Annotated in this window: 19 protein-coding genes and 1 pseudogene; 9 read left to right on the forward strand and 11 right to left on the reverse strand. The window is 65.8% G+C overall.

Annotation, left to right across the window (positions count from 1 at the left end):
- Positions 1-264: 264 nt before the first annotated feature.
- The 3 genes from MYA_RS15165 to MYA_RS15175 form a co-directional block, all read right to left on the reverse strand.
- A complete protein-coding gene (locus MYA_RS15165) occupies positions 265-1659 on the reverse strand; it encodes a Kelch repeat-containing protein (RefSeq protein ID WP_196480344.1) in 1395 nt (464 codons plus the stop codon).
- Between the two features lie 253 nt (positions 1660-1912).
- Positions 1913-3310, reverse strand: a complete 1398-nt coding sequence (gene cysS / locus MYA_RS15170; protein ID WP_014724035.1) for a cysteine--tRNA ligase — start codon at positions 3308-3310, stop codon at positions 1913-1915.
- Between the two features lie 392 nt (positions 3311-3702).
- Entirely contained in the window at positions 3703-4074 is a 372-nt protein-coding gene (locus MYA_RS15175; RefSeq protein ID WP_014724036.1) for a heavy metal-responsive transcriptional regulator, read from the reverse strand.
- Positions 4075-4173: 99 nt separating this feature from the next.
- On the opposite strand from MYA_RS15175, the pseudogene MYA_RS15180 reads away from it, so the two are divergent.
- The 3 genes and pseudogenes from MYA_RS15180 (at position 4174) to MYA_RS15190 (ending at position 6522) form a co-directional block, all read left to right on the forward strand.
- Positions 4174-5002: pseudogene (locus MYA_RS15180) on the forward strand (SDR family NAD(P)-dependent oxidoreductase).
- A gap of 189 nt (positions 5003-5191) precedes the next feature.
- Positions 5192-6019, forward strand: a complete 828-nt coding sequence (locus MYA_RS15185; protein WP_014724037.1) for an AraC family transcriptional regulator — start codon at positions 5192-5194, stop codon at positions 6017-6019.
- Positions 6020-6096: 77 nt separating this feature from the next.
- Entirely contained in the window at positions 6097-6522 is a 426-nt protein-coding gene (locus MYA_RS15190; RefSeq protein ID WP_014724038.1) for a cupin domain-containing protein, read from the forward strand.
- A gap of 195 nt (positions 6523-6717) precedes the next feature.
- Here MYA_RS15190 and MYA_RS31145 read toward each other — a convergent pair whose 3' ends face one another.
- The 4 genes from MYA_RS31145 to MYA_RS15205 all read right to left on the reverse strand — a co-directional run bounded on the left by MYA_RS31145 (position 6718) and on the right by MYA_RS15205 (position 10036).
- The gene (locus MYA_RS31145) at positions 6718-7281 is read right to left on the reverse strand and encodes a hypothetical protein (protein ID WP_131753929.1); all 564 of its coding nucleotides are present in this window, start codon (positions 7279-7281) and stop codon (positions 6718-6720) included.
- Between the two features lie 105 nt (positions 7282-7386).
- Positions 7387-7749: a hypothetical protein gene (locus MYA_RS31150; protein WP_131753930.1), complete on the reverse strand. Its 363-nt coding sequence runs from the start codon at positions 7747-7749 to the stop codon at positions 7387-7389.
- Positions 7750-7961: 212 nt separating this feature from the next.
- Positions 7962-9284 (reverse strand): ATP-binding protein, encoded by a 1323-nt coding sequence (locus MYA_RS15200; RefSeq protein ID WP_041494234.1) that lies wholly within the window; start codon positions 9282-9284, stop codon positions 7962-7964.
- 11 nt (positions 9285-9295) lie between these two features.
- On the reverse strand, positions 9296-10036 hold the full coding sequence (locus MYA_RS15205) for a response regulator (RefSeq protein ID WP_014724041.1): 741 nt from the start codon (positions 10034-10036) through the stop codon (positions 9296-9298).
- A 224-nt stretch (positions 10037-10260) separates the two neighbouring features.
- Between MYA_RS15205 and MYA_RS15210 the strand changes: the two genes are divergently transcribed.
- Complete coding sequence (locus tag MYA_RS15210) at positions 10261-10851, forward strand: thioredoxin family protein (RefSeq protein WP_014724042.1); 591 nt, start codon at positions 10261-10263, stop codon at positions 10849-10851.
- Between the two features lie 49 nt (positions 10852-10900).
- Here the strand turns inward: MYA_RS15210 and MYA_RS15215 are convergent, their stop codons facing one another.
- Positions 10901-11539 (reverse strand): FMN-binding negative transcriptional regulator, encoded by a 639-nt coding sequence (locus MYA_RS15215; protein WP_011880866.1) that lies wholly within the window; start codon positions 11537-11539, stop codon positions 10901-10903.
- A gap of 41 nt (positions 11540-11580) precedes the next feature.
- Between MYA_RS15215 and MYA_RS15220 the strand changes: the two genes are divergently transcribed.
- Both MYA_RS15220 and MYA_RS15225 read left to right on the forward strand, forming a co-directional pair.
- Complete coding sequence (locus tag MYA_RS15220) at positions 11581-11964, forward strand: hypothetical protein (RefSeq protein ID WP_148278567.1); 384 nt, start codon at positions 11581-11583, stop codon at positions 11962-11964.
- 104 nt (positions 11965-12068) lie between these two features.
- Positions 12069-14264, forward strand: a complete 2196-nt coding sequence (locus MYA_RS15225; RefSeq protein WP_014724044.1) for a penicillin-binding protein 1A — start codon at positions 12069-12071, stop codon at positions 14262-14264.
- Between the two features lie 10 nt (positions 14265-14274).
- Here MYA_RS15225 and MYA_RS15230 read toward each other — a convergent pair whose 3' ends face one another.
- The gene (locus MYA_RS15230; RefSeq protein WP_014724045.1) at positions 14275-15522 is read right to left on the reverse strand and encodes a hypothetical protein; all 1248 of its coding nucleotides are present in this window, start codon (positions 15520-15522) and stop codon (positions 14275-14277) included.
- 254 nt (positions 15523-15776) lie between these two features.
- A complete protein-coding gene (locus MYA_RS15235) occupies positions 15777-17195 on the reverse strand; it encodes an MFS transporter (RefSeq protein WP_011880869.1) in 1419 nt (472 codons plus the stop codon).
- A 444-nt stretch (positions 17196-17639) separates the two neighbouring features.
- Between MYA_RS15235 and MYA_RS15240 the strand changes: the two genes are divergently transcribed.
- On the forward strand, positions 17640-20099 hold the full coding sequence (locus MYA_RS15240; RefSeq protein WP_014724048.1) for a DUF3772 domain-containing protein: 2460 nt from the start codon (positions 17640-17642) through the stop codon (positions 20097-20099).
- A gap of 130 nt (positions 20100-20229) precedes the next feature.
- Here MYA_RS15240 and amaB read toward each other — a convergent pair whose 3' ends face one another.
- A complete protein-coding gene (gene amaB / locus MYA_RS15245; protein WP_011880871.1) occupies positions 20230-21741 on the reverse strand; it encodes an L-piperidine-6-carboxylate dehydrogenase in 1512 nt (503 codons plus the stop codon).
- A 623-nt stretch (positions 21742-22364) separates the two neighbouring features.
- On the opposite strand from amaB, the gene MYA_RS15250 reads away from it, so the two are divergent.
- Both MYA_RS15250 and MYA_RS15255 read left to right on the forward strand, forming a co-directional pair.
- Entirely contained in the window at positions 22365-23633 is a 1269-nt protein-coding gene (locus tag MYA_RS15250; protein WP_014724051.1) for an NAD(P)/FAD-dependent oxidoreductase, read from the forward strand.
- Positions 23634-23749: 116 nt separating this feature from the next.
- On the forward strand, positions 23750-24424 hold the full coding sequence (locus tag MYA_RS15255; RefSeq protein WP_034194751.1) for a TetR family transcriptional regulator: 675 nt from the start codon (positions 23750-23752) through the stop codon (positions 24422-24424).
- The last annotated feature ends 2 nt before the right edge of the window (positions 24425-24426 follow it).

The raw sequence follows: 24426 nt of genomic DNA on the forward strand, positions 1-24426 counted from the left end.
GTCGGGTGCGCTTGGTTCGGCGCGTTTGAATTTGCGTAAGTCAAGACCTGATGTCTCAGTTAGCGTCAGATCAGGTCTAAGATTGCTTTTGCCGTCACTTCATCAAGGGCCGTGATCGACCCACTGCGGTCACCCGTTTTTCTCCGAACCAGTCGTTCGTGTTAGCGTAGTCTCCTCCCCACCGCTCCGGGTTCTGCTGTGGCTTATCGGTTGTACATGAACGTGACCAACGCAGCGTTTCGCGAGGTGCGTCGCATCAAGTGATCAGTAGCGCAGGATTTCTGCGGAGGAGAGTGCGCTGTTATCGTTGAAATCGTCTGCCCGATAGATTCCTTGCGCCAAACGCTCTCGAAGGCCCGGCTTGGACTTGACGTAACCTCGATCCCCGCCCGCAGCGAGCACCTCACCACCGGGCAGCACGGTAAGCGTGGCCCCTATGCCCACGCCGTCGTTCATGGGCGCCGTCAGGCGCCACACACCCGTCTTTACGTCATAGATCTCTGAAGAATTAAGGTCGAGGCTTTCGTCATCAGCGCCTCGTGCCACAAGCACGTTTCCATTCGGCAACAGCACAGCGCGAGCCCCAGATCGCGCCGCGTTCAGGTTTCCCGCGGGCGACCACTGGTTCGTGACTGGATCGTAAATTTCGGCCAAGCTTCGATAAGGCCCGGGATCCTTGGCAAGCGCGATGGCCAAGTCGGTCGATGTGAAGTCCGAGCCTTTCTCCTTGACGACTTCCGCCATCGCGGCATCCAACCTCTTGGTGTCGTCGCCGGCTTTCTTGACGTCCTCGCCCCCCACGACGAGTACCTTCCCACTTCGCAGAAGCGTTGCGGAGTGACCGTAGCGCGCGTTCCTCATCGGGGCAACCGCTACCCAAGTATCTTTGACGGGGTCAAAGAGTTCAGCCATGGCGGTCGCGTCGCCGTTGCTCCCCGCCATTCTCCCGCCAACCACAAGCACCTTGCCGTTCGGCAACAGCGTGGCAGTGTGGCCCCGACGTCCAATACTCATACTGGCGGTGACTGCCCATTGGCCATCGGTGGGATTGAACAGCTCGGCCGAAGCAAAAGCGTCGTCATCCATCACGTCATCCGCGCGATGGCCGCCGGTGACAAGCACGCGACCGTCCTTCAAGACAGTCATCGTATGACCCAATCGCCCCGTCGCCATGTTCCCGACACGATTCCAAACGCCACGGGTAGGGCTATAGACCTCAGCCGAAGGCGTCGCAGAGAGGTTATTTGAGTCAGCGGCCAGCCCGCCGGCCACCAACACATTGCCATCGGCCAACAAGACCGCTTTGTGCGCTTGGCGTGGAAGCACCATGGCGCCCGCCTTGGACCATTTTGGGTGGGCGGGATCGTAAAGCTCGCTCACCGCCAGAAGACCGCCGCCTCCGGGGCCACCGAAACCACCAGCCACCAGCACCTTGCCATTGGGTAGCAAGGTTGCGGTATGCCCGTAGCGGGCGAGCACCATACGCGTCGTGGACTGCCAAACACCAGCGGTCTTGGTGGTTGTTCGCTCAATCGATGGACGATCAATATCTGCTTGCCCGACCTCGTCGGTCGCGTAGAACATAGAGACACCGGTCAACAGGACGATCCCCAGTGCCATCAAAGTGCGTCGTAATTCAGAGCTTCCCAAAGTGTTCATACGCATTATTCTGTACCGAATCGCTGGCAAACATTTCTTTGGTCATTGGACATGGTCGCACGGAATATGCTCAACTCGTCGTGATTGTCGCCGATTCCGACTGCGTGGTCGGCCGACCGCTTGTGGCCGACGACCGCCCGATGCCGCCGTCACACTGCGTTGGATCGGAGGACGGCGCGCACCGACCCCAAGCGGTCAATCGAGCCTGTGCCATCCGGACATTCAGTGCGGCTCCCATGCAGCTAACACCCATTCAGATATCTGTCGAGGGCGTGGCGATTTCGATCAGACGTTGTCCGTCGTTGCCATCCTCGACTCTCCAGCCTCGGGCGTTTAACATCTTTCGTATCTCATCGGCCTTTGCCCAATCCTTTGCCTCTCGGGCCTGAGCACGTTCACCGAGCAACACTCGGATGCTTTCCGGAATGTCAGACGCAACTGGCTTCCAATCGCGTAACCCAAGGCCCAGAACATAATCAAAGCTGTCGACAGTCGCTTTCAAGGTCGCAGATGGGAGCTCGCTCTTGACCAACTCCCATAGCACGGCCAATGCCCTCGGCAGATTCAGGTCCTCATTCACTTCGGCGTCGAAGCGCGCGGCGAAATCCGGATCGATGCGGCCACCGTCCGGCCAACCGGAATAGAGATGCCTCAGCCGGTTCAAGGCTGTCTGCGCTGCGTCAAGAGACGCCCAGCTGAAATGCAGCTTGCTCCGGTAATGAGCCGTCATGCACAGGAAACGGTAGGCAAGTGGATCGATGTTCCGAGTGCGCAAGGTCTGCAAGCGAACAAAATCGCCACTCGACTTCGACATCTTCGTGTTGGCATCGAGCGTTAGAAAATGTCCGTGCATCCAGAAGTTCGCAAGCCGAGTGCCGTGGGCCGCTTGAGTTTGTGCAATCTCGTTGCTGTGATGCACGGCGATATGGTCTTCTCCGCCACAGTGGATGTCGAACCAGATGCCGAGGTGCTTCGCCGACATGGCCGAGCACTCAATATGCCAGCCCGGAAATCCACGCCCCCATGGGCTATCCCATTCCATCTGCCGCGTTACGCCCGCCGGACTGAACTTCCATAGCGCAAAATCTGTGATGTTCCGCTTGGCACCAACTACGACGCGCTTGCCCGCCTGCAGGCCGGCACGGTCGAGCCGGGCCAGAAAGCCGTAATCGTCCTGCTTTTTTGTGTCGAAATAGAGGCCGTCGTTGGTCCTGTATACGTAGCCTGACCGTTCCAACTCGCCGATAAACGCGATCTGTTCGGCGATGTGATCGGTCGCACGGCACCATACCGTCGGCTCCAGCAAGTTGAGGGCATGCCAATCCGCGAAGAAGGCCTCGGTGTAGCGCTGAGCGATAGCCCATGCTGACTCTCCGGTCCGTCTGCTACCTTTTTCCATCTTGTCTTCGCCTTCGTCAGCATCCGAAGTCAGATGACCGACATCGGTGATATTGACGACGTGACGGACCTCGTAGCCGTTGCGAATGAGCACCCGGCGCAGAATGTCTTCGAACACATACGTTCTTAGATTGCCGATATGCGCATGGTCATAGACGGTGGGGCCGCAGCAATACATGCCAACGCGGCCAGCGTGAATTGGCGTGAACGAGCGCACGGTACGCGACCAGGTGTCATACAACGTAAGTTGCATCAACTCTCTCCGTCTCGAAGGGGGCAAAAACAAAAAGGCCGCCGGTTTTGCAACGGGCGGCCAGAGGCGATTGATGCGACGTGTAGTTAATCGCTAGACGCAGCATCTCCCCGGCACGTTTTGACAACATGCGCGGACCAGCGAAAAGAGGGATTTGGAGCGACTAATCATGCTGACGATCCTAGCGTCGTTTGGCTGCGCAGGTCAATACCGGCGAATGGCCGCTTTGAGCGTGGTCTTCCGACTGACCGTTTGTGGCCGGACTCGGCCGGCCGCAGCCCCGGCAGGCAGCGACTGGCTCAACCCGACCCTGAAGGGACCCTCACGGGCGATCAAAGCGGCCATCGAAGTTCCTGTGCGGGGCAGGATGACACTTGCACGGCCGCGACTGATCACGCTACTTCTTCGACACAATCGCCGCCAACTTTGGCCAGCGCATTCAGCAGCCCGGTTCGCAGCGTGGTCAACGCGAGACTCTTTGCGTCGAGTTCGGCGAGCTTTGCTTGCAGGGACGCGACCTTTTGGTCAACGCCGAACGTCGGACTTTCCCATACATGGACAACGTCGCCAATTTCCGCCAGCGTGAAGCCCAACGCCTTCGCGTGGACGATCAGCCGTATCCGCTGTAACGAAAGTTCGGAATAGTGCTTGTAAGTGTTCGTCGCGTTACCTTGCGTTGCTTTATCCAGCAGACCCATACGCTCGTAGTAACGGACGGTGTCGCGCGATACACCCGCCCGCTTGCATAGCTCGCCGATGCGCATGCTGCCTCCAATCAATGTCGTGGACCGTCATTTACGCTTGACCGTTGCCTATAGTCAACGGTTTAGAGTGCAACTCCCGTTCCACTCCATCAGCAGCCCATGAGCAAATCTTTCGATTTTGGCGGAAAAACAGCACTCGTCACGGGTGCATCATCGGGTATCGGGCGCGCGTTTGCCCACGCGTTGGCCGAACGCGGTGCGAGACTCCTGCTGGTCGCACGCTCTCACGACAAGCTGCGTGATCTGGCCGCGGAACTGCGGCGCGATTACGCGTGCGACGCCGATTTTCTGACGGTCGACCTGAGCGCAGCCGACGCCGTCGACACGATCGATCGCCATCTGAAGGGGACCGGCACGTTCGTCGATGTGCTGATCAACAATGCGGGCTTCGCAGCTTACGGGCGCTTTGAAACGATTCCGCTGACGCGCCAGCGCGATGAAGTCCTGGTGAACTGCATCGCCGCGATCGAGCTGACTCATCTTCTGCTGCCGGGGATGCAAGCGCGATCCGGCGGCGCAGTCATCAACGTCGCGTCAACCGCGGCATTCCAGCCCGATCCGTATATGGCCGTCTACGGCGCGACGAAGGCCTTTCTCCTGTCATTTTCGGAAGCTGTTTGGGCTGAAAACCGGCAGCGGGGCATCCGGGTCGTCGCGCTATGTCCCGGCGCCACGCAAACGGCCGTTTTTCGACGTTGTTGGCGCGAAGGAGGCTGCAGTCGGCGTGCCGATGCCGGTCGCCAACGTGGTGCGGGATGCGTTGTGGGCGCTCGATCGTAATCTGAGCTATCGGGTTGTGGGGACGCGAAATCGACTGCTTGCGAACTTGCAGAGACTACTGAGCCGTCAGATGTCGGCTCGGCTCGTTGAAAAAATCCTTCGACCGAGAGAAGTTCGGAATCTCGCGGCAACAGATATCAAGGCGTAGGGTTGCGCTGTTTTCAAATGGTGGTCTCTTGGCGTCGCGAACGGCCGCGTTTCAACCCGGCGCGTCGACCGTAGCATGTCATCGCTAGTGGACTATCCGATGCGACAATTCGGATAGCGGCTTTGCATCGTACAGCGCCTGAGCGCCCGTGCCGCAGCGTGATGCGTCAGGCCATCCACGCTCTACATCATGAACCGACAACCCGCAATCTCATGCCCCGACTGGGTAAGGCGCGCCGAGCCGATAGAAGGTGTCGAACGCATCGAAGCGTGGTTTCACGGCAAGGCGTATGCCATGCACCGCCACGATACCTATGCGATTGGTCGCACGCTCGCTGGCGTCCAGAGTTTCAACTATCGGCGCAGCCTGCGAAACAGCCTGGCAGGCCACACGATGGTGCTGCATCCCGACGAGGCTCACGATGGTCAGGCGGGCACCGACGAAGGGTTTCGGTACCGGATGATCTACGTGGAACCCGCGCTTTTTCAGGACGTGCTCGGCGGGCGCGCGCTGCCGTTCCTCGAAGGCGGCGTGACGACCGATGCGCGCCTTGCGGCGGCAACCACGACATTGCTGCAGCACGTCGGCTATAGGCTTGAACCGCTTGAACAAAGCGATGCCCTCGTCGAACTGACGCATGCGATTGCCGCTGTTGCCGGCACGCCCACACGCCGTCCGAAAGGCGATTTCCTCGCGGCGCGGCGCGCGCGCGACTATTTGCACGTGAACTGCGCGCGCGTCGTCACGCTCGTCGAACTTGAAGCGGCGACGGGCCGCGATCGCTGGAGTCTGTCGCACGACTTTCGCACCTTCTACGGCACGAGCCCGTACCGTTATCTGACGATGCGGCGCCTCGATACGGTGCGCCGCATGCTGCTCGCTGGCACCTCGCTCGCTCACGCCGCTGCGGCCGCGGGTTTTTCTGATCAGAGCCACATGACGCGACACTTCTCGAAAACATTCGGGCTGACGCCAGGGCGCTGGCTCCAGGTCACGGGCAGCATTCACCGCGGCTGAAAACACACACGATCGTTCAATACGGCCGCAAGGAGCATGTATATCCTCGAAGCATTGCCCCTTGAACGGAGAGAACGGTGTCCCAATCCTCGAAACACAACAACGTGCCGGCCGAACGCGGCCAGTGCCAGACCATCGATTTGACCGGCAAGATCGCGCTGATCGACGGTCACTGGCAACCGCGTGTCGTCGCGGAAATGAATGACTATCAGTTCAAGGTTGTGAAAGTCGAAAGCGAGTTTCAGTGGCACCGCCATGCCGATACCGACGAAACGTTCATCGTGCTCGGAGGCGAGTTGCGTATCGAATTTCGCGCGGGCCCTTCGGGCGATGGTTCTATTGTGTTGCGTGCCGGTCAGATGGCGGTGGTGCCGAAGGGCGTCGAACACAAGCCCTGTGCAAATGCCGAAGTAAAGCTGCTGCTGATCGAGCCGCGAGGTGTGGTGAACACGGGCGACGGCGCAGCGGGCGAGCGTACTGTCGAGAACGACCAGTGGATTTAAGGCAGCCTCTGCGTATGCCAGCTGAGATAGTCGGAGCCGGCGAGCTTGAGCGAGTCTGCGGAAGCGCGATCATCGTCGATCTGGACGCATCGGTTCGACGGCTCGTTCTGGCCGACTGTCGCCTGATGCCGTTGGCCGAACCCGACCCGTTGCGGACCTTCGACCTTCCCCAAAGCAGCCGTTCAACGTGCGCGGCTAGATTGGGTTTTGGTTGGCAAGCAGCGCTGATGACTCATCAAACCACCTGAGGAACTTATCGATAGCGTCGGCGGCGGCGGGTATCGATGCATGCAAGGGCTGAACCGTGTCGGAGCCGCGTCGCAGAACAAGAATCTTCGCTGGTTGTGCCGGTGGGCAGAAAATGAAAGCCTTGCCTTCCCGGTCGAATTGCTCGCCCCAATTCGTCAAGAAATTGAAAGCACCATATTTTTCCCGATCGCGCTTGCATTCGAAGATGGTTCGATCGTCGTCTTCAAGCAATTCGTCGCCTTGAGCCCCGTACAGAAGTCGATCAAGACGATCAATTAATTGTTCGTCGCTCAGACCGTCCAGATCACTTCGCCAAAGATTTGGAAGGGCTCCCACGAGCTGTTTGAATCCGAGATATGCCGGATACAAAGAACATCGAGGATTAGAAAAATCCCCTATCGATGTATTTGCGCACCATACTTGCATTCGCCCGTAGACGGCGGAAGGCGGGACCAGACCAGGTTCGATCATGGCTTCGATGGCAAACTCAGATTTTGAACCGAACAACATCGATCAATGTCCGTCCTCTAAATGGCGGCGTTTTGTGATGGATCGCGGTCATTGTCTGCGATTCAGACAACGATGTCGAACGTCTGCTTCATGGCCGTCAAATGCCTATGAATTTGTCGCCGCATCATTGGCTTCAACGGTAATACAGAAGTGCAGTCTGTCCGTCGTTCCGAGATTATTTTCCGTCCACTCCAATGCCGCCGCCGCGATTGTCCGACGGCAGAAATCCGCGGCTTCCGGTATCGAAAGATCCTCCAGACTCGTCGTTCCCTGCGGCGCGTTACCGTGACCGACCCGTCCATCCGGCGACTGAATCCATCCTTCCCAACCCAGGATGCGAATCTTGTTGTTCGCACAGTAGTCGATGGCTGCGATAGCCGCATTTAGCGGAAGGACGATTTCCCTTGGTGAAATCGATTGCAGCGCGATCTCGGGCGGCAAACATTGCAGCTGCATCAGTTGAGTCACTCTTTCAGTTCGGACATCGCCGGATTGTCGGCAATCTAGCCTCATATGTCGAGCGTCCGATCCTGGCCGGAACTTAGTCAGACACCTGGCGCTGTCTGTTTGGTCTAGTCCAGCCATATACATTTGCTTCGTCGCACTTCGCTCGTCACGCTTGATTCATCTCGCACGATTCGTCTCGCGTGATCGGCGCCCGTACTTCCCCGCTCCCCCCATCACCCCGCATTCACCAACGTCAACCGCGCCTCCAGCCCGCCCCCATCCTCCCGGTTGCGCAGCGTCAGCGTGCCGCTCATCGCGAGCGCGAGCTGCCGCGCGATCGCGAGGCCGAGGCCCGTGCCGCCCGTATCGCGGTTGCGCGACGTCTCCACGCGTCGGAACGGCTCGAACACCGCATCGAGCTGATCGTCCGGGATGCCCGGCCCGCGGTCGCGCACCGCGATCACCGCGCCGCCGTCGGGCGCCGCCTGCACGTCGATCTCCGCTGCGCCCGCGAACTTCAGCGCGTTGTCGACCAGATTGCCGACTATCCGGCGCAGCGCCTTCGGCCGCGTGACGAGCGCGAGCGGCCCGCCGCTGTGCAACGCGACATCCTGCCCCGCATCCGTGTAGTCGCACACGATGCTGTCGAGCAGCGCGTCGAGATCGATGCGGCGCGCGGCCTCGTCGGTGCCGTGCAGCGTGCGCGCATACGCAACGCCCTCCTTCACCAGATGCTCCATCTCGAGCAGATCGTGGCGCAGCTTCGCGCCTTGCACGTCGTCGTCCATCGTATCGACACGCAGCCGCATCCGCGTGATCGGCGTCTGCAAATCATGCGAGATCGATGCGAGGATCTGCATGCGCTCGGCCATGTACTGCGCGATGCGCTCCTGCATCGCGTTGAACGCGCGGGCCGCGCGCGCGACCTCGGACGGCCCGTTCTCGTCGAGACGCTCGCCCTTCAGGTCGGGGCCGAGCGCGTCGGCCGCCTGCGCGAGCTGGTTCAGCGGCCGCGTCGCGAGCCGCACCGCGAACCAGCAGCACGCAGCCAGCACCGCGAGCTGCAGCGCCAGCACGTACGGCAGCCAGCCCGACAGCGGCACCGTCGACATCGGATGGATGTCGATCGTCAGCGGCGAACCGTCGGTCAGGCGCAGATGCACCTGCAGATGCTCGCGATCGCCGGGAATCGCGTTCGCGGTCAGCGGATAGTCGCCGCCGATGCCGTCCGAGATCGAGCGCTCGACGCGCGCTGACAGGCGCGCCTCCGGCGGCGTGCCGGTCTGCCCCGGCCCAAGAATGAACGTGTAGCTGCGCCGCGCGAGACGCGGCACCCACGCGGCGCGCTGCGCGGGCGGCAGGTTGTCGAGCAGCGCGACCGAACTGGCGACTTCGCGCTCGATGTAGCCCATCATCAGGTTGGTGGTCGCCTGGTCGCGCTCGGTCACGGTCAGCCAGAACGACAGCGTCTGCGCGAGCGCGAGGCCGACGCACAGAATCAGCGCGAGCCGCGCGAACAGCGAACGCGGCCAGTGCCACAACGACAACGCCGACAACGCGCGCGAGCTCATGCGCCACCTTCGACCGCGGTCACCGCCGACGAGAACACGTAGCCCTCGTTGCGCAGCGTCTTGATGTAGCGCGGCTCGCGCGCGCCGTCGCGCAGCCGCTGGCGCAGCCGGCTCACGAGCAGGTCGATCGACCGCTCGAACGGATCGGACTGCCGTCCCTGCGTGAGATTGAGCAGCTGGTCGCGCGTCAGCACGCGCTGCGGATTGTCGACGAACACGCGCAGCAGCCGGTATTCGGCGCCGCTGAGCGCGACCATCGTGCCTTCGGTGTCGAGCAGGTGGCGCCCGGTCGTGTCGAGCCGCCATTCGCCGAACGCGAGCATCGCGGCCGTCTCCGTCACCTGCATGCCGGGCGGCAGCATGCGTGCGCGGCGCAGCACCGAGCGGATGCGCGCGAGCAACTCGCGCACCGCGAACGGCTTCGCGAGATAGTCGTCGGCGCCCATTTCGAGGCCGATGATCCGGTCGGTTTCCTCGCCGCGCGCGGTCAGCATCAGCACCGGCACCGTACGGAACCGGCCGGCGCGCAGGTCGCGGCACAGCGCGAGGCCGTCCTCGCCGGGCAGCATCAGGTCGAGCACGATCAGATCGGGGGCGCCGTCGTCGAGCAGGTTGCGCATCTCGCGGCCGTTCGCGGCGACCGACACGCGCATGCCGTTCTTCTCGAGATAGTCCGCGATCAGTTCGCGGATCGCGCGATCGTCGTCGACGATCAATACGTGGTCGGGCTTGTCCATGGGGTGTCTTCGTCGTGATGTGGCGGCTCGCGATGTCCGCTTTTATACCGCAGCGCGGCCGCGCGTTTGTATCTCAATGTATCGCGCCGCCGCGACGACACACAACATTGCACACACGCCGCTTGGAGGACACATCGCCGATACGTCGGTGCGGCCCAATGGGGATCGTCGAAACCCGTCGGCCGACGCACCCGCCCAGCCGGCCACCGAACCGGAGAACCGCCATGCTGCCCCGTTTCAGAACCGCCGTCGCCGTGGTCGCGGTCGCCGCCACGGCCGCGCTCGCCGCATTCGCCGGCACGCGCGACGATGCCAAGCTGCCCGCATCGGCAGCCGGCATGCAGGCGCCGAACTTCACCGGCATCGAGCGCTGGCACAACAGCGCGCCGCTCACGCTCGACCAGTTGCGCGGCAAGGTCGTGCTGGTCGACTTCTGGACCTACTCGTGCATCAACTGCATTCACACGATTCCGTACGTGAACGACTGGTATCGCAAATATCGCGACCAGGGGCTCGTCGTGGTCGGCGTGCATACGCCCGAGTATCCGTTCGAACGCGATGCCGACAACGTCGCCGAAGCGCTCGAGCGCTTCGGCATCCGCTATCCGGTTGCGCAGGACAACCACTACGACACCTGGCGCGCGTACGGCAACCAGTACTGGCCCGCGCTGTACCTGATCGACGCGAGCGGCAAGGTGGTCTACACGCGGTACGGCGAAGGCGGGTACGACACGACGGAAGCCGCGATCCGCGCCGCGCTCGCGCAAGCACATGCGGCCACCGACGCGATGCAACGCGCGACGCGCACGCAGTAGCTCGCACGGCGGCGCGCGCAGGTGCGGCGCGCGTGCGGATCGGCGCGACTCACTGCCGCTTCGCGTCCGCCTGCTCGAGCATCGCGTCGCCGATGGCCACCTGCCCGTTCGCGATCAGCGCGTCGGCCGCGCCGCGAATATCGTCGGCCGCCTTGGTCTGCGACAGCTTGCGTTTGCCGACGAGCCGCGTGATCTCGATCTGCAGCCCGACGATCGACTGCAGCAGCGCATCGAGATAGTCCTTCGGCGCATCGGCCATCTTCCACGGCACCGGCTGCGACGCCTCGTGCGTGCGCGTGAGCCGCGCGACCACGCCGCGCACGAACTTCTCGTCGTCGCGCACGGTGATGCGACCATACGCATGCACGACCACGTAGTTCCACGTCGGCACCTGACGGTGCGCGACATGCTTGCTCGGATACCAGTTCGGCGAGATGTACGCATCGCCGGCGCGGAAGATCACGAGCACGTCGTCGCCGTTCTCGACTTCCTGCCACAGCGGATTCGCGCGCGCGACGTGCGCATGCAGCTCGCCGAGGCCGCCGTCGCGCGGCAACAGCTCGAACGGCAGATGATTCGCGTCGAGGCCGTTCGCGCCGTGCGTGACGAGGGTGCCGAACGGATGCTGGACGATCAGCTCGCGCAGCGCGTCGGGGTTCGATTCGGCGAAATCGGCGGGAACATACATGGCGGCTCCACGGTGGGACGGGGTTCGGCTGACGGCCCTGCATGGGCTTCGTCATGCGCAGATTGTGCCCGCAAACTGGTCTCTTCTGTAGAACCGGTTGCGAACAGTTTCAGCAGAACGGGATCGCGGCCCGAACGGCCCGCATCGTGGCAATCCCGTCGCTCGGCGCGCTCCGGCGCGCCGCCGTGCGCCTCGGCGACGTGCGGCTCGGCGACGTTCCGCCGTCCACGTGGCGGCTCGCGGCATCGCTGCAGGCGGCGCGCTCCACCGTCGCCGAAGCGGATGCTCGACCGAGCGGCAAAGGCTTCGTGGAAGCGCGCGGCGTGGCGGCTTCGATCGCGCAGATGGAGGCGGCCGCCCTCGACCCGAGCGGCGCGCCGCGGCCGCGGGCGCCGCGAAAGGTTGTCCGCGGGCAACAAACGTAATCGTCTGTAAATCTTGCAAGAAAACGGCCGTTTCGGCCCGCGGCAGCCGCGCGCGGTTTGCTAGCATCGCGCCTTTTCGGACCGCGCTCCGCGCTACCGTCGCCGTGAATCGCTTCGTGCCGTCTCTTCGCAATCTGTGGCTCCGCTGCCGCGACCGCGCGCGCGCCTTGTGCGCCGGCGCATGGCAGCGGCTGCGCCATCCGACGCGCCGCGGCGTCGTGCTCGCGCTCGCGGCGCTTCCGGTGCTCGGGCTGCTGGTTCTGCTCGCGTTCGTGCCGTTCACGCCGAGCATCGGCGACATCCGCCGCGCCCGCATCGACCGCCCTGCGCGCGTGCTGTCGGCCGACGGTCAGTTGATCGCCGAGTTCCGGCCCGTGAACCGCGAATGGGTGCCGCTGCGGCAGATCTCGCCGCACATGGTCGACGCACTGATCGCGACCGAAGACCACCGCTTCTACGCCCACCACGGCATCGACTTGCGCCGCACGATCGCGGCCGGGCTGCATACGTTCTCGGGCAGCCGCCAGGGCGGCTCGACGATCACGCAGCAGCTCGCGCGCAATCTGTATCCGGACGAGATCGGCCGTGCGCCGACCCTCACGCGCAAGGTGAAGGAGCTGATTACCGCGTTCAAGATCGAGACGGTATACAGCAAGGACGAGATCCTCGAAACCTATCTCAACACCGTGCCGTTCCTGTACAACGCGTACGGCGTCGAAATGGCCGCGCGCACCTATTTCGGCAAATCGGCGGATCAGCTCGACATCGTCGAAAGCGCGACGCTGGTCGGCATGCTCAAGGGCAACAGCTATTACAACCCGGTGCTGAATCCGGAGCGCGCGGTGCAGCGGCGCAACCTCGTGCTCGCGCGGATGGCGGCGCTGCGCATGCTGTCGCCGCAACAGCTCGCGCAATTGCAGCGCCGGCCGCTGCGCGTCGATTTCGAGCCGCAGACCGCGCAACCCGGCCCCGCGCCGCACTTCGCCGTGCAACTGCGCAAATGGCTGATCACGTGGGCCGATCGCAACAACTACGACCTCTATTCGGACGGTCTCGTCGTGCGCACGACGCTCGACGCGCAACTGCAGCAGATGGCCACGCGCGCGCTCGCGCAGCAGACCGAGCGCCTGCAGGCGGTCGCCGACGGCGCGTGGCGCGGCGCGTCCGGTTGCGGGCTGCGCAACGACCTGTTTCGCGGCTTCATCCGGCAGAGCGCCGACTACCGCGCAGCGCGCGACGCCGGGCTCGCCGACGCGGTCGCGCTGAAGCAGCTCGGCGCGAACCGCGCGTTCATGCGCGCGCTGTGCGAGCGCAAGACGCGCGTGCAGGCCGGCTTCGTCGCGCTCGACCCGCGCGACGGTGCGATCCGCGCGTGGGTCGGTAGCCCCGATTTCGACAGCGAGCCGTTCGATCACGTCGCGCAGGCGCGGCGGCAGCCGGGCTCGACGTTCAAGCCGTTCGTGTACGGCGCCGCGTTCGCGGACGGGATGCGCCCGGACGACACGTTCGTCGATCGCCCGGTCGCGATCCCGATCGGCGCGCACGCGCAGTGGCGTCCGACCGACGCGGAGCCGCCGACGGACGCGCCGATGACGCTGCGCGACGCGCTCGCGCTATCGCGCAACCGCATCACCGCGCAGGTGATGCAGCGCGAAGGCGCGGCGCGGGTCGCGCAGCTCGCGCGCGCGATGGGCGTGCGCGACAGCCCGCTCGACGCGGTGCCGTCGCTCGCGCTCGGCACGAGCCCCGTCACGCTGAAGGAAATGGTGTCCGCGTACGGCACGATCGCGAACCGCGGCGTGTACGTCGCGCCGCAGATGATCACGCGCATCGAGGACCGCGACGGCAAGGTGCTCGCGACGTTCGGCAGCGCGCCGCCCGAGCGCGCGCTGCCGGTCGCGGCCGCGCAGACGCTGATCGACGTGATGCGCGGCGTCGTCGACTACGGCACCGGCGCCGACATCCGCGCGCGCTACGGGATCCGCATCGACGTCGCCGGCAAGACCGGCACCACGCAGGACAACACGGACGGCTGGTTCATCCTGATGCATCCGCAACTGGTGGCGGGCGCGTGGGTCGGCTTCGACGACGGCAGCGTGACGCTGCGCAGCGATTACTGGGGCGCAGGCGCGCACAGCGCGCTGCCGATCGTCGGCACGTTCTTCGATGCGGCGCTGCGTGCGCGCGCGATCGACCCGCGCGTGCAGTTCTCGCCGGATTTCCGGCCGCGCAGCGCGCCGGCGCCGAAGCGGCGTGCGCCGCATTCGGGCCTGTTCGACTGGCTGAAATTCTTCCGCTGACCGGCGCGCGTCAATCCGCCGTGTCGCCGTTCTTCGGCAATTTCGACCGCGCCTTGTGGCCCGGCGCCGGCGACCATGCCGGACGGGTACTGCGTTCGCTGTCGATCACGACCAGATAGCGCCCGGCGATCGGCGTGATGTCGCGATCGTGGCGCAGCACCCACAGCGACCGGCCGGACTCGACGCGCGCCTGATAGTCGTCGTCGAGAATCGCGTGACGGTCGAGGAACGTATTCAGCGAAGCGGGAATCCGCACGCAGCCTTTCGAATGCCGGATGCCGAGCAGCGGCTCCAGACGATCGGGGTCGGTCGCATGCATCTGGAAGCGCATCGGCGACTTGCCGCCCTTGCCCCAACCGCGCTCGCCTTCGACCCAGCCGAAATCGTAGATGCGCATGTCGTGCGCGCCATAGCCGCGAATGCCGTGGTCGTTCATCGTTCCTTCGGCACGGAAATCCATGTTGTCGGGCGAATGGTGGAACACGCCGAGCGGCGTCAGGAAGTGATCGTACTGGCCGGGCCAGCCGGTGCCGACCGGCGAGGCGCCGATCAACAGCCATGCGTTGTCCGGCGTCGCGCGGAAGTAGATGAACAGCGCCTGCACGTTCGGCGCGCGGTCGACCATCGCGACGTACTCGCCGGCGAGGTCGCCGAGATTGGCGTCGGTCAGTGCGCGCTGAAGGCGATCGGCGTATGCGCGCTGGTCGTTGGCGGGCACGTTCAGCCGCCGCGTCACTTCCTGCGCGAAACGCTCGCGCATGTCGAGCGCACGCGCGGTCGCCTCCTTCGCGTGTTCCGCAGACAACGGCGGATGCCGGCGCGGCGGCGTCGGCGCCGGTGCTTCGGCTTCGCTCGCGGAAGTTTCTGCGGTATCCGAGGCGGCGGATGCGGCCGAAGCAGCCGATGCGCCGCTGGCGGAATGCGCGTGATGCGCGGCGGCAGCGGACGACGGCGCCGCCGACGACGCCGGATGCGCCGCGGCGGCATGCCGAGCCGGAGACGATGCCGATGAGGCGCCGGGCGCGGCAGACGCCGGCACGTCGGATGCGCCGAAGGCCGGCTGCGGGACGAGAACGGAAACGGGGAGCGCGGCGGCGAGCCACACGAAGGCGGCGACGGTGCGCGTACTGCAACGCGGCACGGGGAATCGCCGCGTCAGGTCGGAAAGCATCATGCGATCGGAGCCATCGGCCGATCCGGCCGCCGGACATAGCGAGCGGCGCAACGCGCGCGAGCTTCGCCGGTACGTGGAACGCATCGCATGCGCGCCGCGCCGACGTCTCGCCGGGGCGAAGCCGCTCGTGCGGGCAACACGTTCAGCCCGATGGCGGTCAATGAGTCGTGAGGTCTTTCATTCTACCTGCGCACGCATTGGACGGCAGCGTGGCGGGGCGTGGGGCGCGCACCGAGCGTTTTGCTCTTGGCTTCGGGCTTCGTTCGCCCTGCACGAAGCACCAGGCGTCGCGCAACGTAGCGCGCCGCCCGCCCACCTGCCCCACACCCGCGCGACAACTACTTCGAAATCGCCTCGAGCGCGATGCCGCGGGTGCGCGGCCCCATGAACCCGATCGCGGCCATCACGATCACCATCGCGCCGGCGATGAACGCGAACACGCCGAACGTACCGAAGCCCTTGAGCACGGCGGCGATCACGAACGACGAGAAGATCGCGGAAAAGCGGCTCCACGAATAGACGAAGCCCACCGCGCGCGCGCGGATCGACGTCGGGAACAACTCGGCCTGATACGCGTGGAAGCTGTACGACATGATGTTGCTCGCGAGCGTGAGGCCGATGCCGAGCACGATCAGGAACGCGCCGACGGTCGTCTGGCTGAACAGCAGCCCGCAGACGACGATCGCCGCCGCCATCGCGACGATCACCGACTTGCGCTCGAAGCGATCCGCGATCACCAGGCCGATCAGCGGACCGAGCGGCGCCGCGAGCGCGATAACGCTCGAATACATCAGGCTCGACGTGATCGTGATGCCCTGCTTGATCAGCAGCGTCGGCACCCAGTTCGCGAAGCCGTAGAAGCCGACCGTCTGGAACACGTTGAAGATCGTCATCATGATCGTGCGGCTGCGATACGGCGGCACCCACATGTCGCGGAAGCGGCCGCGCGGCGGCACCGGCTCGGGCGGCGCGGGCGGCGGCAGCGGGCGGCCGTATTCGGCTTCCACCTTCGCCTCGAGCGCGCGCATGATGCGGTCGGCCTCGTCGACGCGCCCCTGCTGCGCGAGCCAGCGCGGGCTTTCCGGCAGCTCGCGGCGAATCCACCAGACGAACAGCGCGCCGTGCGCGCCAATCAGCACGACCCAGCGCCAGCCGTCGAGGCCGAGCGGCGCGTGCGGCACCAGCAGGTACGCGAGGAACGCGACCACCGGCACCGCGACGAACCCGACCGCCTGCTCGCACGCGAATGCGCGGCCGCGGATCTGCTTCGGTACCAGCTCGGAGATGTACGTGCCGATCGTCACCATCTCGACGCCGAGGCCGAGACCGACGACGAAGCGCCAGAAGTTCAGCCCGCCGGCCGTGTCCTGGAACGCCATCACGACGTTGGCGGCCGTGTACCACAACAGCGACCACGTGAAGATCGCACGGCGTCCGAAGCGATCGGCGAGAAAGCCGCATGCGATCGTGCCGATGAACAGGCCCGAGAACAGCGCCGCGATGAAGCTCGCGACGCCCGTGGTGCCGAACAGCCCGTGCGTGGTCGCCGACAGGATGCCGCTCTTCACGAGGCCCGGCGCGACGTAGCCGCTGTACAGCAGATCGTAGAGTTCGAAGAAGAAGCCGAGGCTCAGCAGCACGACGAGCTTCCAGACGCTGCGGGTGGGCGGCAGGCGGTCGAGGCGGGCCGAGATTGCGCCCGCGTCGATGGTGGAGGACGGGGCGGCTGCCCGTGGAATGCTTTCCGATGAGACCATCTTGGTCGTGTCTCCTGATCGTGTCGTATGTTGTTGTTCGCCGGCCGGCCGGCCGGCCGCCGCGTCGACGATTCGCTGCATTGTACCGGCACGCCGCACGCGCCGGCTCGGATGGTCCGAGGAGCGCGACGCCGCGCGGGCACACCGCTTCGCAGCCGGGCGATATGTAAATTGCGTAACGATGTGTCGGCGCATCGCCATCGGTGCGCGCAGGCCATGCGCCGCCGCAGCCGCCCGCGAAAGCCGGCGCGGCCCCGTCGGCACGGGCGTCCGGCGTCGCCGCGCGCCCGCGCGCGTCCGCTGGCGCATGCCTGCGCGCCGAGGCCGCGCGGGCACGACCTGCGCCACCGCCCGCGCCGCGCCCGGTAACATGCTAGCGGTCCAACTTCCCGCCTCCCCGGCGCCATGCGGCGGCCGGGGTCGTCAGCAAAACGCAAGCATTCCATGTCAATACCACGACTTTCCACCTACGCACGCCGCATCGCGCTGATCGCACTGCTGCAGTTCGCGGCGATCGCGACGGCCGCCGCGTTTCCGGCGGCCGCGTCCGCACCGGGCGCGAGCGGCGTCGGCGTCCCGGTGCCGACCATTTCGGTGAACGACGCGCTCGCGCAGCTCAAGCAGATGCAGCTTCAGCAGGACCGCATCAAGCAGCAGACGTCGACGGCAACCAACAGCAAGGAGCTCGACGAACTCGGCGACGCGACCCAGGAGCTGAGCGCCGACGTCGACAAGCTGCAGAGCGAGCTCGCGCCGCAGCGCACCCAGGTGCAGGCGCAACTCGACGTGCTCGGTCCGCCGCCGGCGCCCGGCGCGTCGCCCGAAACGCCCGCGGTCGCGCAACAGCGCGCGACGCTGAACGCGCGCAAGACGCAGATCGACGCGGCGCTGAAGCAGGCCGCCGACCAGAAAGCCAACCTCGCGAACCTGGCCGACCAGTTCGCAAAGCTGCACCGCAGCCTGCTGCGGAACCAGCTCGCGTTCCGCTCCGGCAGCATCTTCGGCGCCCAGTTCTGGCTGCCGCTGTTTCATCTGGCGCCGGAGGACGTGAAGCGGCTCGACGCCTTCGACGCCGAGCTGCGCGACATGCTGCGCTCGTCGTGGACGCCGGGCCAGCGCGCGATCACCACGCTGCTGGTGCTCGCCGCGTTCGCGGCGTGGCTCGGCGGCCGTCGCGTCGTCGAGCGCGGCCTCGCCTGGGTGTGCCTGAACCGCTTGCCCGCCACGCGGCTGCGGCGCAGCGCGCTCGCGCTGGCGACCGCGCTCTCGACGCTGCTCGCGACCGCGGTGGCCGTGCAGATCCTCTATCTCGCGCTCGCCCGCCATTACGAGCTCACGCCTGCGATGAGCGATCTGTGGGACGCGTTCGCGAAGCTCGCGGTGACCTGCGCGCTGATCGCCGGTCTCGGCCGCGCGCTGCTCTGCACCCGCCATCCGTCGTGGCGGCTGCCGGCGCTCGCCGATTCCGTCGCGCTCGCGATGAAGCCGTTCCCCGGCGTGCTGGCCGCGCTGCTGCTGGTGTCCGGCGCGCTCGAATCGATCAACCGCATCGCCGACACCAGCCTGTCGGTCACGCTGCTCGGCCGCGGGATCGTGTCGCTCGTCGTCGCGCTGACCGTCGGCGCGTCGCTGCTGCGCGCCAACCGCGTGCGCAGCGCGCTCGCGGCGGCCGGCGAGGCGCCCGAGCAGCGCTCGACGCTCGCCGGGCTGATCCATGCCGGCGTCACGCTCGCGATCGTCGCTTCGCTGGGCGCGCTGCTGATCGGCTACATCACGGTCGCGCGCTTCATCACGTACGAGCTCGTGTGGTTCGAGATCGTGCTGTGCAGCGTCTACATCCTGATCCAGCTGACGCGCGACGCGAGCGAAAGCCTGTTCTCCGCGAATCTGTCGACCGGCAAGCAGATCAAGCATCTGTTCGCGCTCGACGACCGGCATCTCGAACAGGCGCACACCGTCGTGTCCGGCCTCGGCACGAGCCTGCTGATGCTGGTGGCCGCGATCGCGCTGGTGACCGGCGGCTTCGGCACGACGCCGGGCGACCTGCTCGACAGCGCGGTCGCGATGATCGGCGGCGAGCGGCTGCAACGCCTGAACATCATGCCGGACCGCATCATGAACGCGGTGATCGGCTTCGCGATCGGCTTCTACCTGCTGCGCTCGGTGCGCCGCTGGCTCGACAACGAGTTCATGCCGGCGCTCGGCATGGATGCGGGCATGCGCGTGTCGCTCGTCACGCTGTTCACCAACGTCGGCTACGTGCTGCTCGTGCTGATGACGCTGGGGCTGCTCGGCGTCAAGTGGAGCAATCTCGCGTGGATCGTCAGCGCGCTGTCGGTCGGCATCGGCTTCGGCTTGCAGGAGATCGTGAAGAACTTCGTGTCGGGGCTGATCCTGCTGACCGAGCGTCCGGTGAAAGTGGGCGACATGGTGAGCATCGCGGGCGTCGAAGGCGACATTCGCCGCATCAACGTGCGCGCGACCGAGATCCAGCTCAGCGACCGCTCGACGGTGATCGTGCCGAACTCGCAGCTGATCTCGCAGAACGTGCGCAACGTGACGATGGGCAACAGCACCCAGGGCGTGGCGACGCTGATGCTGACGTTCCCGCTGAACACCGACCCGGAACAGGTGCGCGACCTGCTGCTCGACGCCTATCGCGAGCACCCGGCGATCCTCGACAAGCCGGCGCCGTCGGTCACCTTCAGCCAGCTGACGGCGGACGGCATCACGCTCAGCGTGACCGGTTACGTGGCGAGCCCGCGCATCGCGAGTTCGACGAAGAGCGACCTGCTGTTCGAGATCCTGAAGCAGCTGCGCGCGGCGAAGATCACGCTTTCGACGCCGCAGGTGCTGGTCGTGCAGAACATGCCGACGAGCGACGGTGCCGCGCCGCACGAATGACCGGCCGCACGCGCACCGCCCGGTCTTGGCGGTACGCGCGCGCCCGTCGCCATGAAAAAGGCCGGCTGCCGCTTGCGCGGCAACCGGCCCTCGTCGGTCGAACCCGATGCGCGCTATCGCGCGCGCGGCGTCAGACGTCGAACTTCACGCCTTGCGCCAGCGGCAGCTGACGGCTGTAGTTGATCGTGTTCGTCGCGCGGCGCATGTACGCCTTCCACGCGTCCGAACCCGACTCGCGGCCGCCGCCCGTTTCCTTCTCGCCGCCGAACGCGCCGCCGATCTCCGCGCCGCTCGTGCCGATGTTCACGTTGACGATCCCGCAATCACTGCCGGCCGCCGACATGAACTGCTCGGCCTCGCGCATGTCGTTCGTGAAGATCGCCGACGACAGCCCTTGCGGCACCGCATTGTGCACGTCGATCGCCTGTTCGAAGTCGTCGTAGACGAGCACGTACAGAATCGGCGCGAACGTCTCGCGCTCGACCACCGCCGATTGCTTCGGCATCCGCACGAGCGCCGGACGCACGTAATACGCATCCGCATGACCGACGTCGACGCGCTCGCCGCCCTTCACTTCGCCGCCCTGCTCGCGCGCATCGGCCAGGGCCTTCTGCATCGCGTCGAACGCCGCGCGATCGACCAGCGGGCCGACCAGCGTGCCTTCCTCGAGCGGGCTGCCGACCTTCACCGACGCATAGGCTTTCTCGATGCGCGGCAACAGTTGATCGACGATGCTGCGATGGACGATCAGACGGCGCAGCGTCGTGCAGCGCTGGCCGGCCGTGCCGACCGCCGCGAACGTGACGGCGCGCACGACGAGATCGAGGTCGGCGCTCGGCGCGACGATCATCCCGTTGTTGCCGCCGAGTTCCAGGATGCCGCGCGCGAGGCGCTGGCTCAGCACCTTCGCGACTTCCTGGCCCATCCGCACGCTGCCCGTCGCGCTGATGACCGGCACCTTCTTCGACGACGTCAGCACCTCGCCGACGTCGCGCATGCCGAGCACCAGCTGGTGCAGCCCTTCGGGCGCGACGCCCGGATGCGTCCGGTCGAATTCGCGCAGCGCCTTGGCGAGCAGTTGATGGCATGCGATCGCGGTGAGCGGCGTCTTTTCCGACGGCTTCCACACGACCGGATCGCCGCACACGAACGCGAGCGCCGCATTCCACGCCCACACCGCGACCGGGAAATTGAACGCCGAGATCACGCCGCACACGCCGATCGGATGCCACGTCTCCATCATCCGGTGGCCGGGACGCTCGGATGCGATGGTCAGGCCGTAAAGCTGGCGCGACAGGCCGACCGCGAAATCGCAGATGTCGATCATTTCCTGCACTTCGCCGAGGCCTTCCGACGTGATCTTGCCGGCTTCCAGCGTGACGAGGCGGCCCAGCTCGGCCTTGTGCTCGCGCAGCACGTTGCCGAACACGCGCACGAGTTCGCCGCGCACCGGCGCCGGCACCGTGCGCCACTTGAGGAATGCGGCATGCGCGGCGTCGATCTTGCGCTCGGCGTCGGCGGGCGAGTCGACCGCCAGCGTCGCGAGCGTCGCGCCATCGACCGGCGAACGCGCGGTCAGCGCATTGCCCTTCCACTGGGCGAGATCGATGTCGAGCGCGGCAAGAATGTCGTTGAATTGCATCACTTCCTCTTCAGGGACAGATTGATCGGTGCGGCGGCGACGCCGCCCGCGTGATTCGATTGGAGCGCGTTCGCGCGCCGCGTGCAAGCGCACGCACGGCGGGGCGAGTACGGCAGCGCTGTGTCGCGCCTCGGGTGGATGCCGTCGCCGGGCCGTGGAGGACGGCAAACCCGCGCGCCGTAACGCACGATCCATGCATCACATTGTCGATGGCCACAAGTCGCGCCGCTATTGATATTAACTCACGACTTCATGCGCAAAACGCAACAACTGGGCAGGCCGAAGCGGTGCGTGTCGGCGCGCCGAGCCGACATGTCTAGGGCGGATGGGCGGCACGCATGCGCCGGTGCGGCGCGCAGCAACTTGATGACGATGCGGCATTACCCGGTATGCAAATTTCGTTTGCCGCGCGGGCGACTTGCACACACGAGCGAGGTGGCGCCGGCATGCTCCGCATCCGGCGCGCCCACGGCCGTCGGCCAATGGCGACACGACGCCCTTCGCTTCCACGACGACAGCCCACCCGCCGCGATACCGACCCGCCATTCGACGCGGCGCCCACGTTCAGGCAAGATCGACGCGCGCCGCGCGCCCCGTTCGTCGTCCATCGTCACCGAAAACGCATGCAAAACTTCTACGAAGCCACCGTTACGCGCCAGCCTTATCCGCAACTGAGCGGCCCGATCGACACCCGCGTCTGCATCGTCGGCGGCGGCCTCGCCGGCCTGTGCACCGCGCTCGGCCTCGTCGAGCGCGGCGTGCGCGACGTCGTGGTGCTCGACGGCGAACGGGTCGGCTTCGGCGCGTCGGGCCGCAATGGCGGCTTCGTGTTCGGCGGCTACAGCCTCGACAACGCGGCGCTGCTGCGCACGCTCGGCCGCGACGAAGGCCGCCGGCTGTACCGGCTCACCGTCGATGCGGTCGACCTGATCCGCGCACGGATCGCGCGCTACGGCATCGACTGCGACATCGTCGATCGCGGCGTGATGCTCGCGAACTGGTTCGACGATCCGTCGCGGCTCGACGGCGTGCGCACGCTGATGAAGCAGGAATTCGACGTCGACTGGGCGCCGGTCGCGCGCGACGCGCTGCGCGCGCAGCTGAAGACGGCCCGCTATCACGGCGGCCTGTTCGAGCCGAACGCGTTCCACTTCCATCCGCTGAAGTACGTTCTCGGCGTCGCGGCCGCCGCGGCGCACGGCGGCGCGCGCGTGTACGAACGCTCGGCCGCGCTCGGCATCGCGCGCGACGGCGCCGGCTACGTCGTGCGCACCGCGCAAGGCTCGGTGCGCGCGCAGCACGTCGTGTTCGCCGGCGGCGGCTATGCGCGCGGCGTGTCGCCGCGCATCGAGCGCGCGGTGCTGCCGATCGCGACCTACGTGATCGCGACCGAACCGCTCGGCGCGCGGCTCGCCGACGCGATCGACGCGCCTTACGCCATCTACGACACGCGTTTCGCGTTCGACTACTACCGGCCGCTGCAGGACACGCGGATCCTGTGGGGCGGCCGCATCTCGGTGCTCGACCGCGGCCCCGACGCGATCGCGCGGCTGCTGCGGCGCGACCTGCTGCGCGTGTATCCGCAGCTCGACGGCGTGAAGATCGACCATGCGTGGGGCGGCCTGATGAGCTACGCGCGACACAAGATGCCGCAGATCGGCCGCGACTCGGACGGCGTGTGGCACGCCGTCGCCTTCGGCGGTCACGGGATGGCGCCGACCACCGTCGCCGGCGAAGCGCTCGCCGCCGCATTGGCCGGCGAGCGGCCCGTGCCGGCCGGCTTCGCCGCGTTCGGCCTGACGCGCACGTACGGGCTCGCCGGCCTCGCCGCCGCGCAGCTCACGTACAGCGCATTCCAGGCCCGCGACGCGCTCGCGTCGCGGCGACGCTGAACGGCCGCCGCCCGGCCGAAAGCGCCCGGCCGATTAGAGCGGAAGATCGGCGTGGCGGCCATTTGCTGCATGCTAGAATGATTTTTTCCCGCCGCCGCGAACCCAAAACAAATCACATGAAAGCTGGAAGCAAGACCGCCACGTCCGAAAGCCGAGCGCTTGCGACCGAAGCGCGGCGCAAATACGATCCCGAGCAGACCAAACGCAACATCCTCGACGTCGCCACGCAGGAATTCTCCGCGATGGGACTCGCCGGTGCGCGCGTCGACGCAATCGCCGAGCGCACCAACACGACGAAGCGGATGCTCTACTACTACTTCGACAGCAAGGAAGGCCTGTACGAGGCCGTGCTCGAAAAGGTGTACGGCGACATCCGCGCGCTCGAGCAGGAACTGCACGTCGGCGACATGGAGCCGCGCGAAGGCCTGCGCCGGCTCGTCGAATTCACGTTCGACTATCACGACAAGCATCGCGACTTCGTGCGCCTCGTGTCGATCGAGAACATCCACGGCGCGAAGTATCTCGAACAGCTCAAATCGTTCAAGAGCCGCAACGTCAGCATCATCAAGACGCTCGAGCAACTGCTCGAGCGCGGCGCGGCGAGCGGCGCGTTCCGCCAGGACATCGACGCGTTCGACCTGCATCTGCTGATCAGCTCGTTCTGCTTTCACCGCGTGTCGAACCGCTACACGTTCGGCGCCGCGTTCGGCCGCGATCCGTCGGCACCGCGGCTGCGCGTGCGGCATCGCGAGACGATCGCCGACTCCGTGCTGCGCTACGTCGCAGCCTGACA

The sequence above is a fragment of the Burkholderia sp. KJ006 genome (assembly GCF_000262695.1).
Classification (GTDB): Bacteria; Pseudomonadota; Gammaproteobacteria; order Burkholderiales; family Burkholderiaceae; genus Burkholderia; species Burkholderia vietnamiensis.

Excerpts from the sequence above, each read along its gene's own strand:
- MYA_RS15165 (WP_196480344.1), bottom strand. The coding sequence starts at position 1,659 with ATGAACACTTTGGGAAGCTCTGAATTACGACGCACTTTGATGGCACTG.
- MYA_RS15185 (WP_014724037.1), top strand. The coding sequence starts at position 5,192 with ATGAACCGACAACCCGCAATCTCATGCCCCGACTGGGTAAGGCGCGCC.
- MYA_RS15215 (WP_011880866.1), bottom strand. The coding sequence starts at position 11,539 with ATGTATGTTCCCGCCGATTTCGCCGAATCGAACCCCGACGCGCTGCGC.
- MYA_RS31145 (WP_131753929.1), bottom strand. The coding sequence starts at position 7,281 with ATGTTGTTCGGTTCAAAATCTGAGTTTGCCATCGAAGCCATGATCGAA.
- amaB (WP_011880871.1), bottom strand. The coding sequence starts at position 21,741 with ATGCAATTCAACGACATTCTTGCCGCGCTCGACATCGATCTCGCCCAG.
- MYA_RS15235 (WP_011880869.1), bottom strand. The coding sequence starts at position 17,195 with ATGGTCTCATCGGAAAGCATTCCACGGGCAGCCGCCCCGTCCTCCACC.
- MYA_RS15240 (WP_014724048.1), top strand. The coding sequence starts at position 17,640 with ATGTCAATACCACGACTTTCCACCTACGCACGCCGCATCGCGCTGATC.
- MYA_RS15205 (WP_014724041.1), bottom strand. The coding sequence starts at position 10,036 with ATGGACAAGCCCGACCACGTATTGATCGTCGACGACGATCGCGCGATC.
- MYA_RS15255 (WP_034194751.1), top strand. The coding sequence starts at position 23,750 with ATGAAAGCTGGAAGCAAGACCGCCACGTCCGAAAGCCGAGCGCTTGCG.
- MYA_RS15175 (WP_014724036.1), bottom strand. The coding sequence starts at position 4,074 with ATGCGCATCGGCGAGCTATGCAAGCGGGCGGGTGTATCGCGCGACACC.
- MYA_RS15220 (WP_148278567.1), top strand. The coding sequence starts at position 11,581 with ATGGGCTTCGTCATGCGCAGATTGTGCCCGCAAACTGGTCTCTTCTGT.
- cysS (WP_014724035.1), bottom strand. The coding sequence starts at position 3,310 with ATGCAACTTACGTTGTATGACACCTGGTCGCGTACCGTGCGCTCGTTC.
- MYA_RS15210 (WP_014724042.1), top strand. The coding sequence starts at position 10,261 with ATGCTGCCCCGTTTCAGAACCGCCGTCGCCGTGGTCGCGGTCGCCGCC.
- MYA_RS15250 (WP_014724051.1), top strand. The coding sequence starts at position 22,365 with ATGCAAAACTTCTACGAAGCCACCGTTACGCGCCAGCCTTATCCGCAA.
- MYA_RS15230 (WP_014724045.1), bottom strand. The coding sequence starts at position 15,522 with ATGCGTTCCACGTACCGGCGAAGCTCGCGCGCGTTGCGCCGCTCGCTA.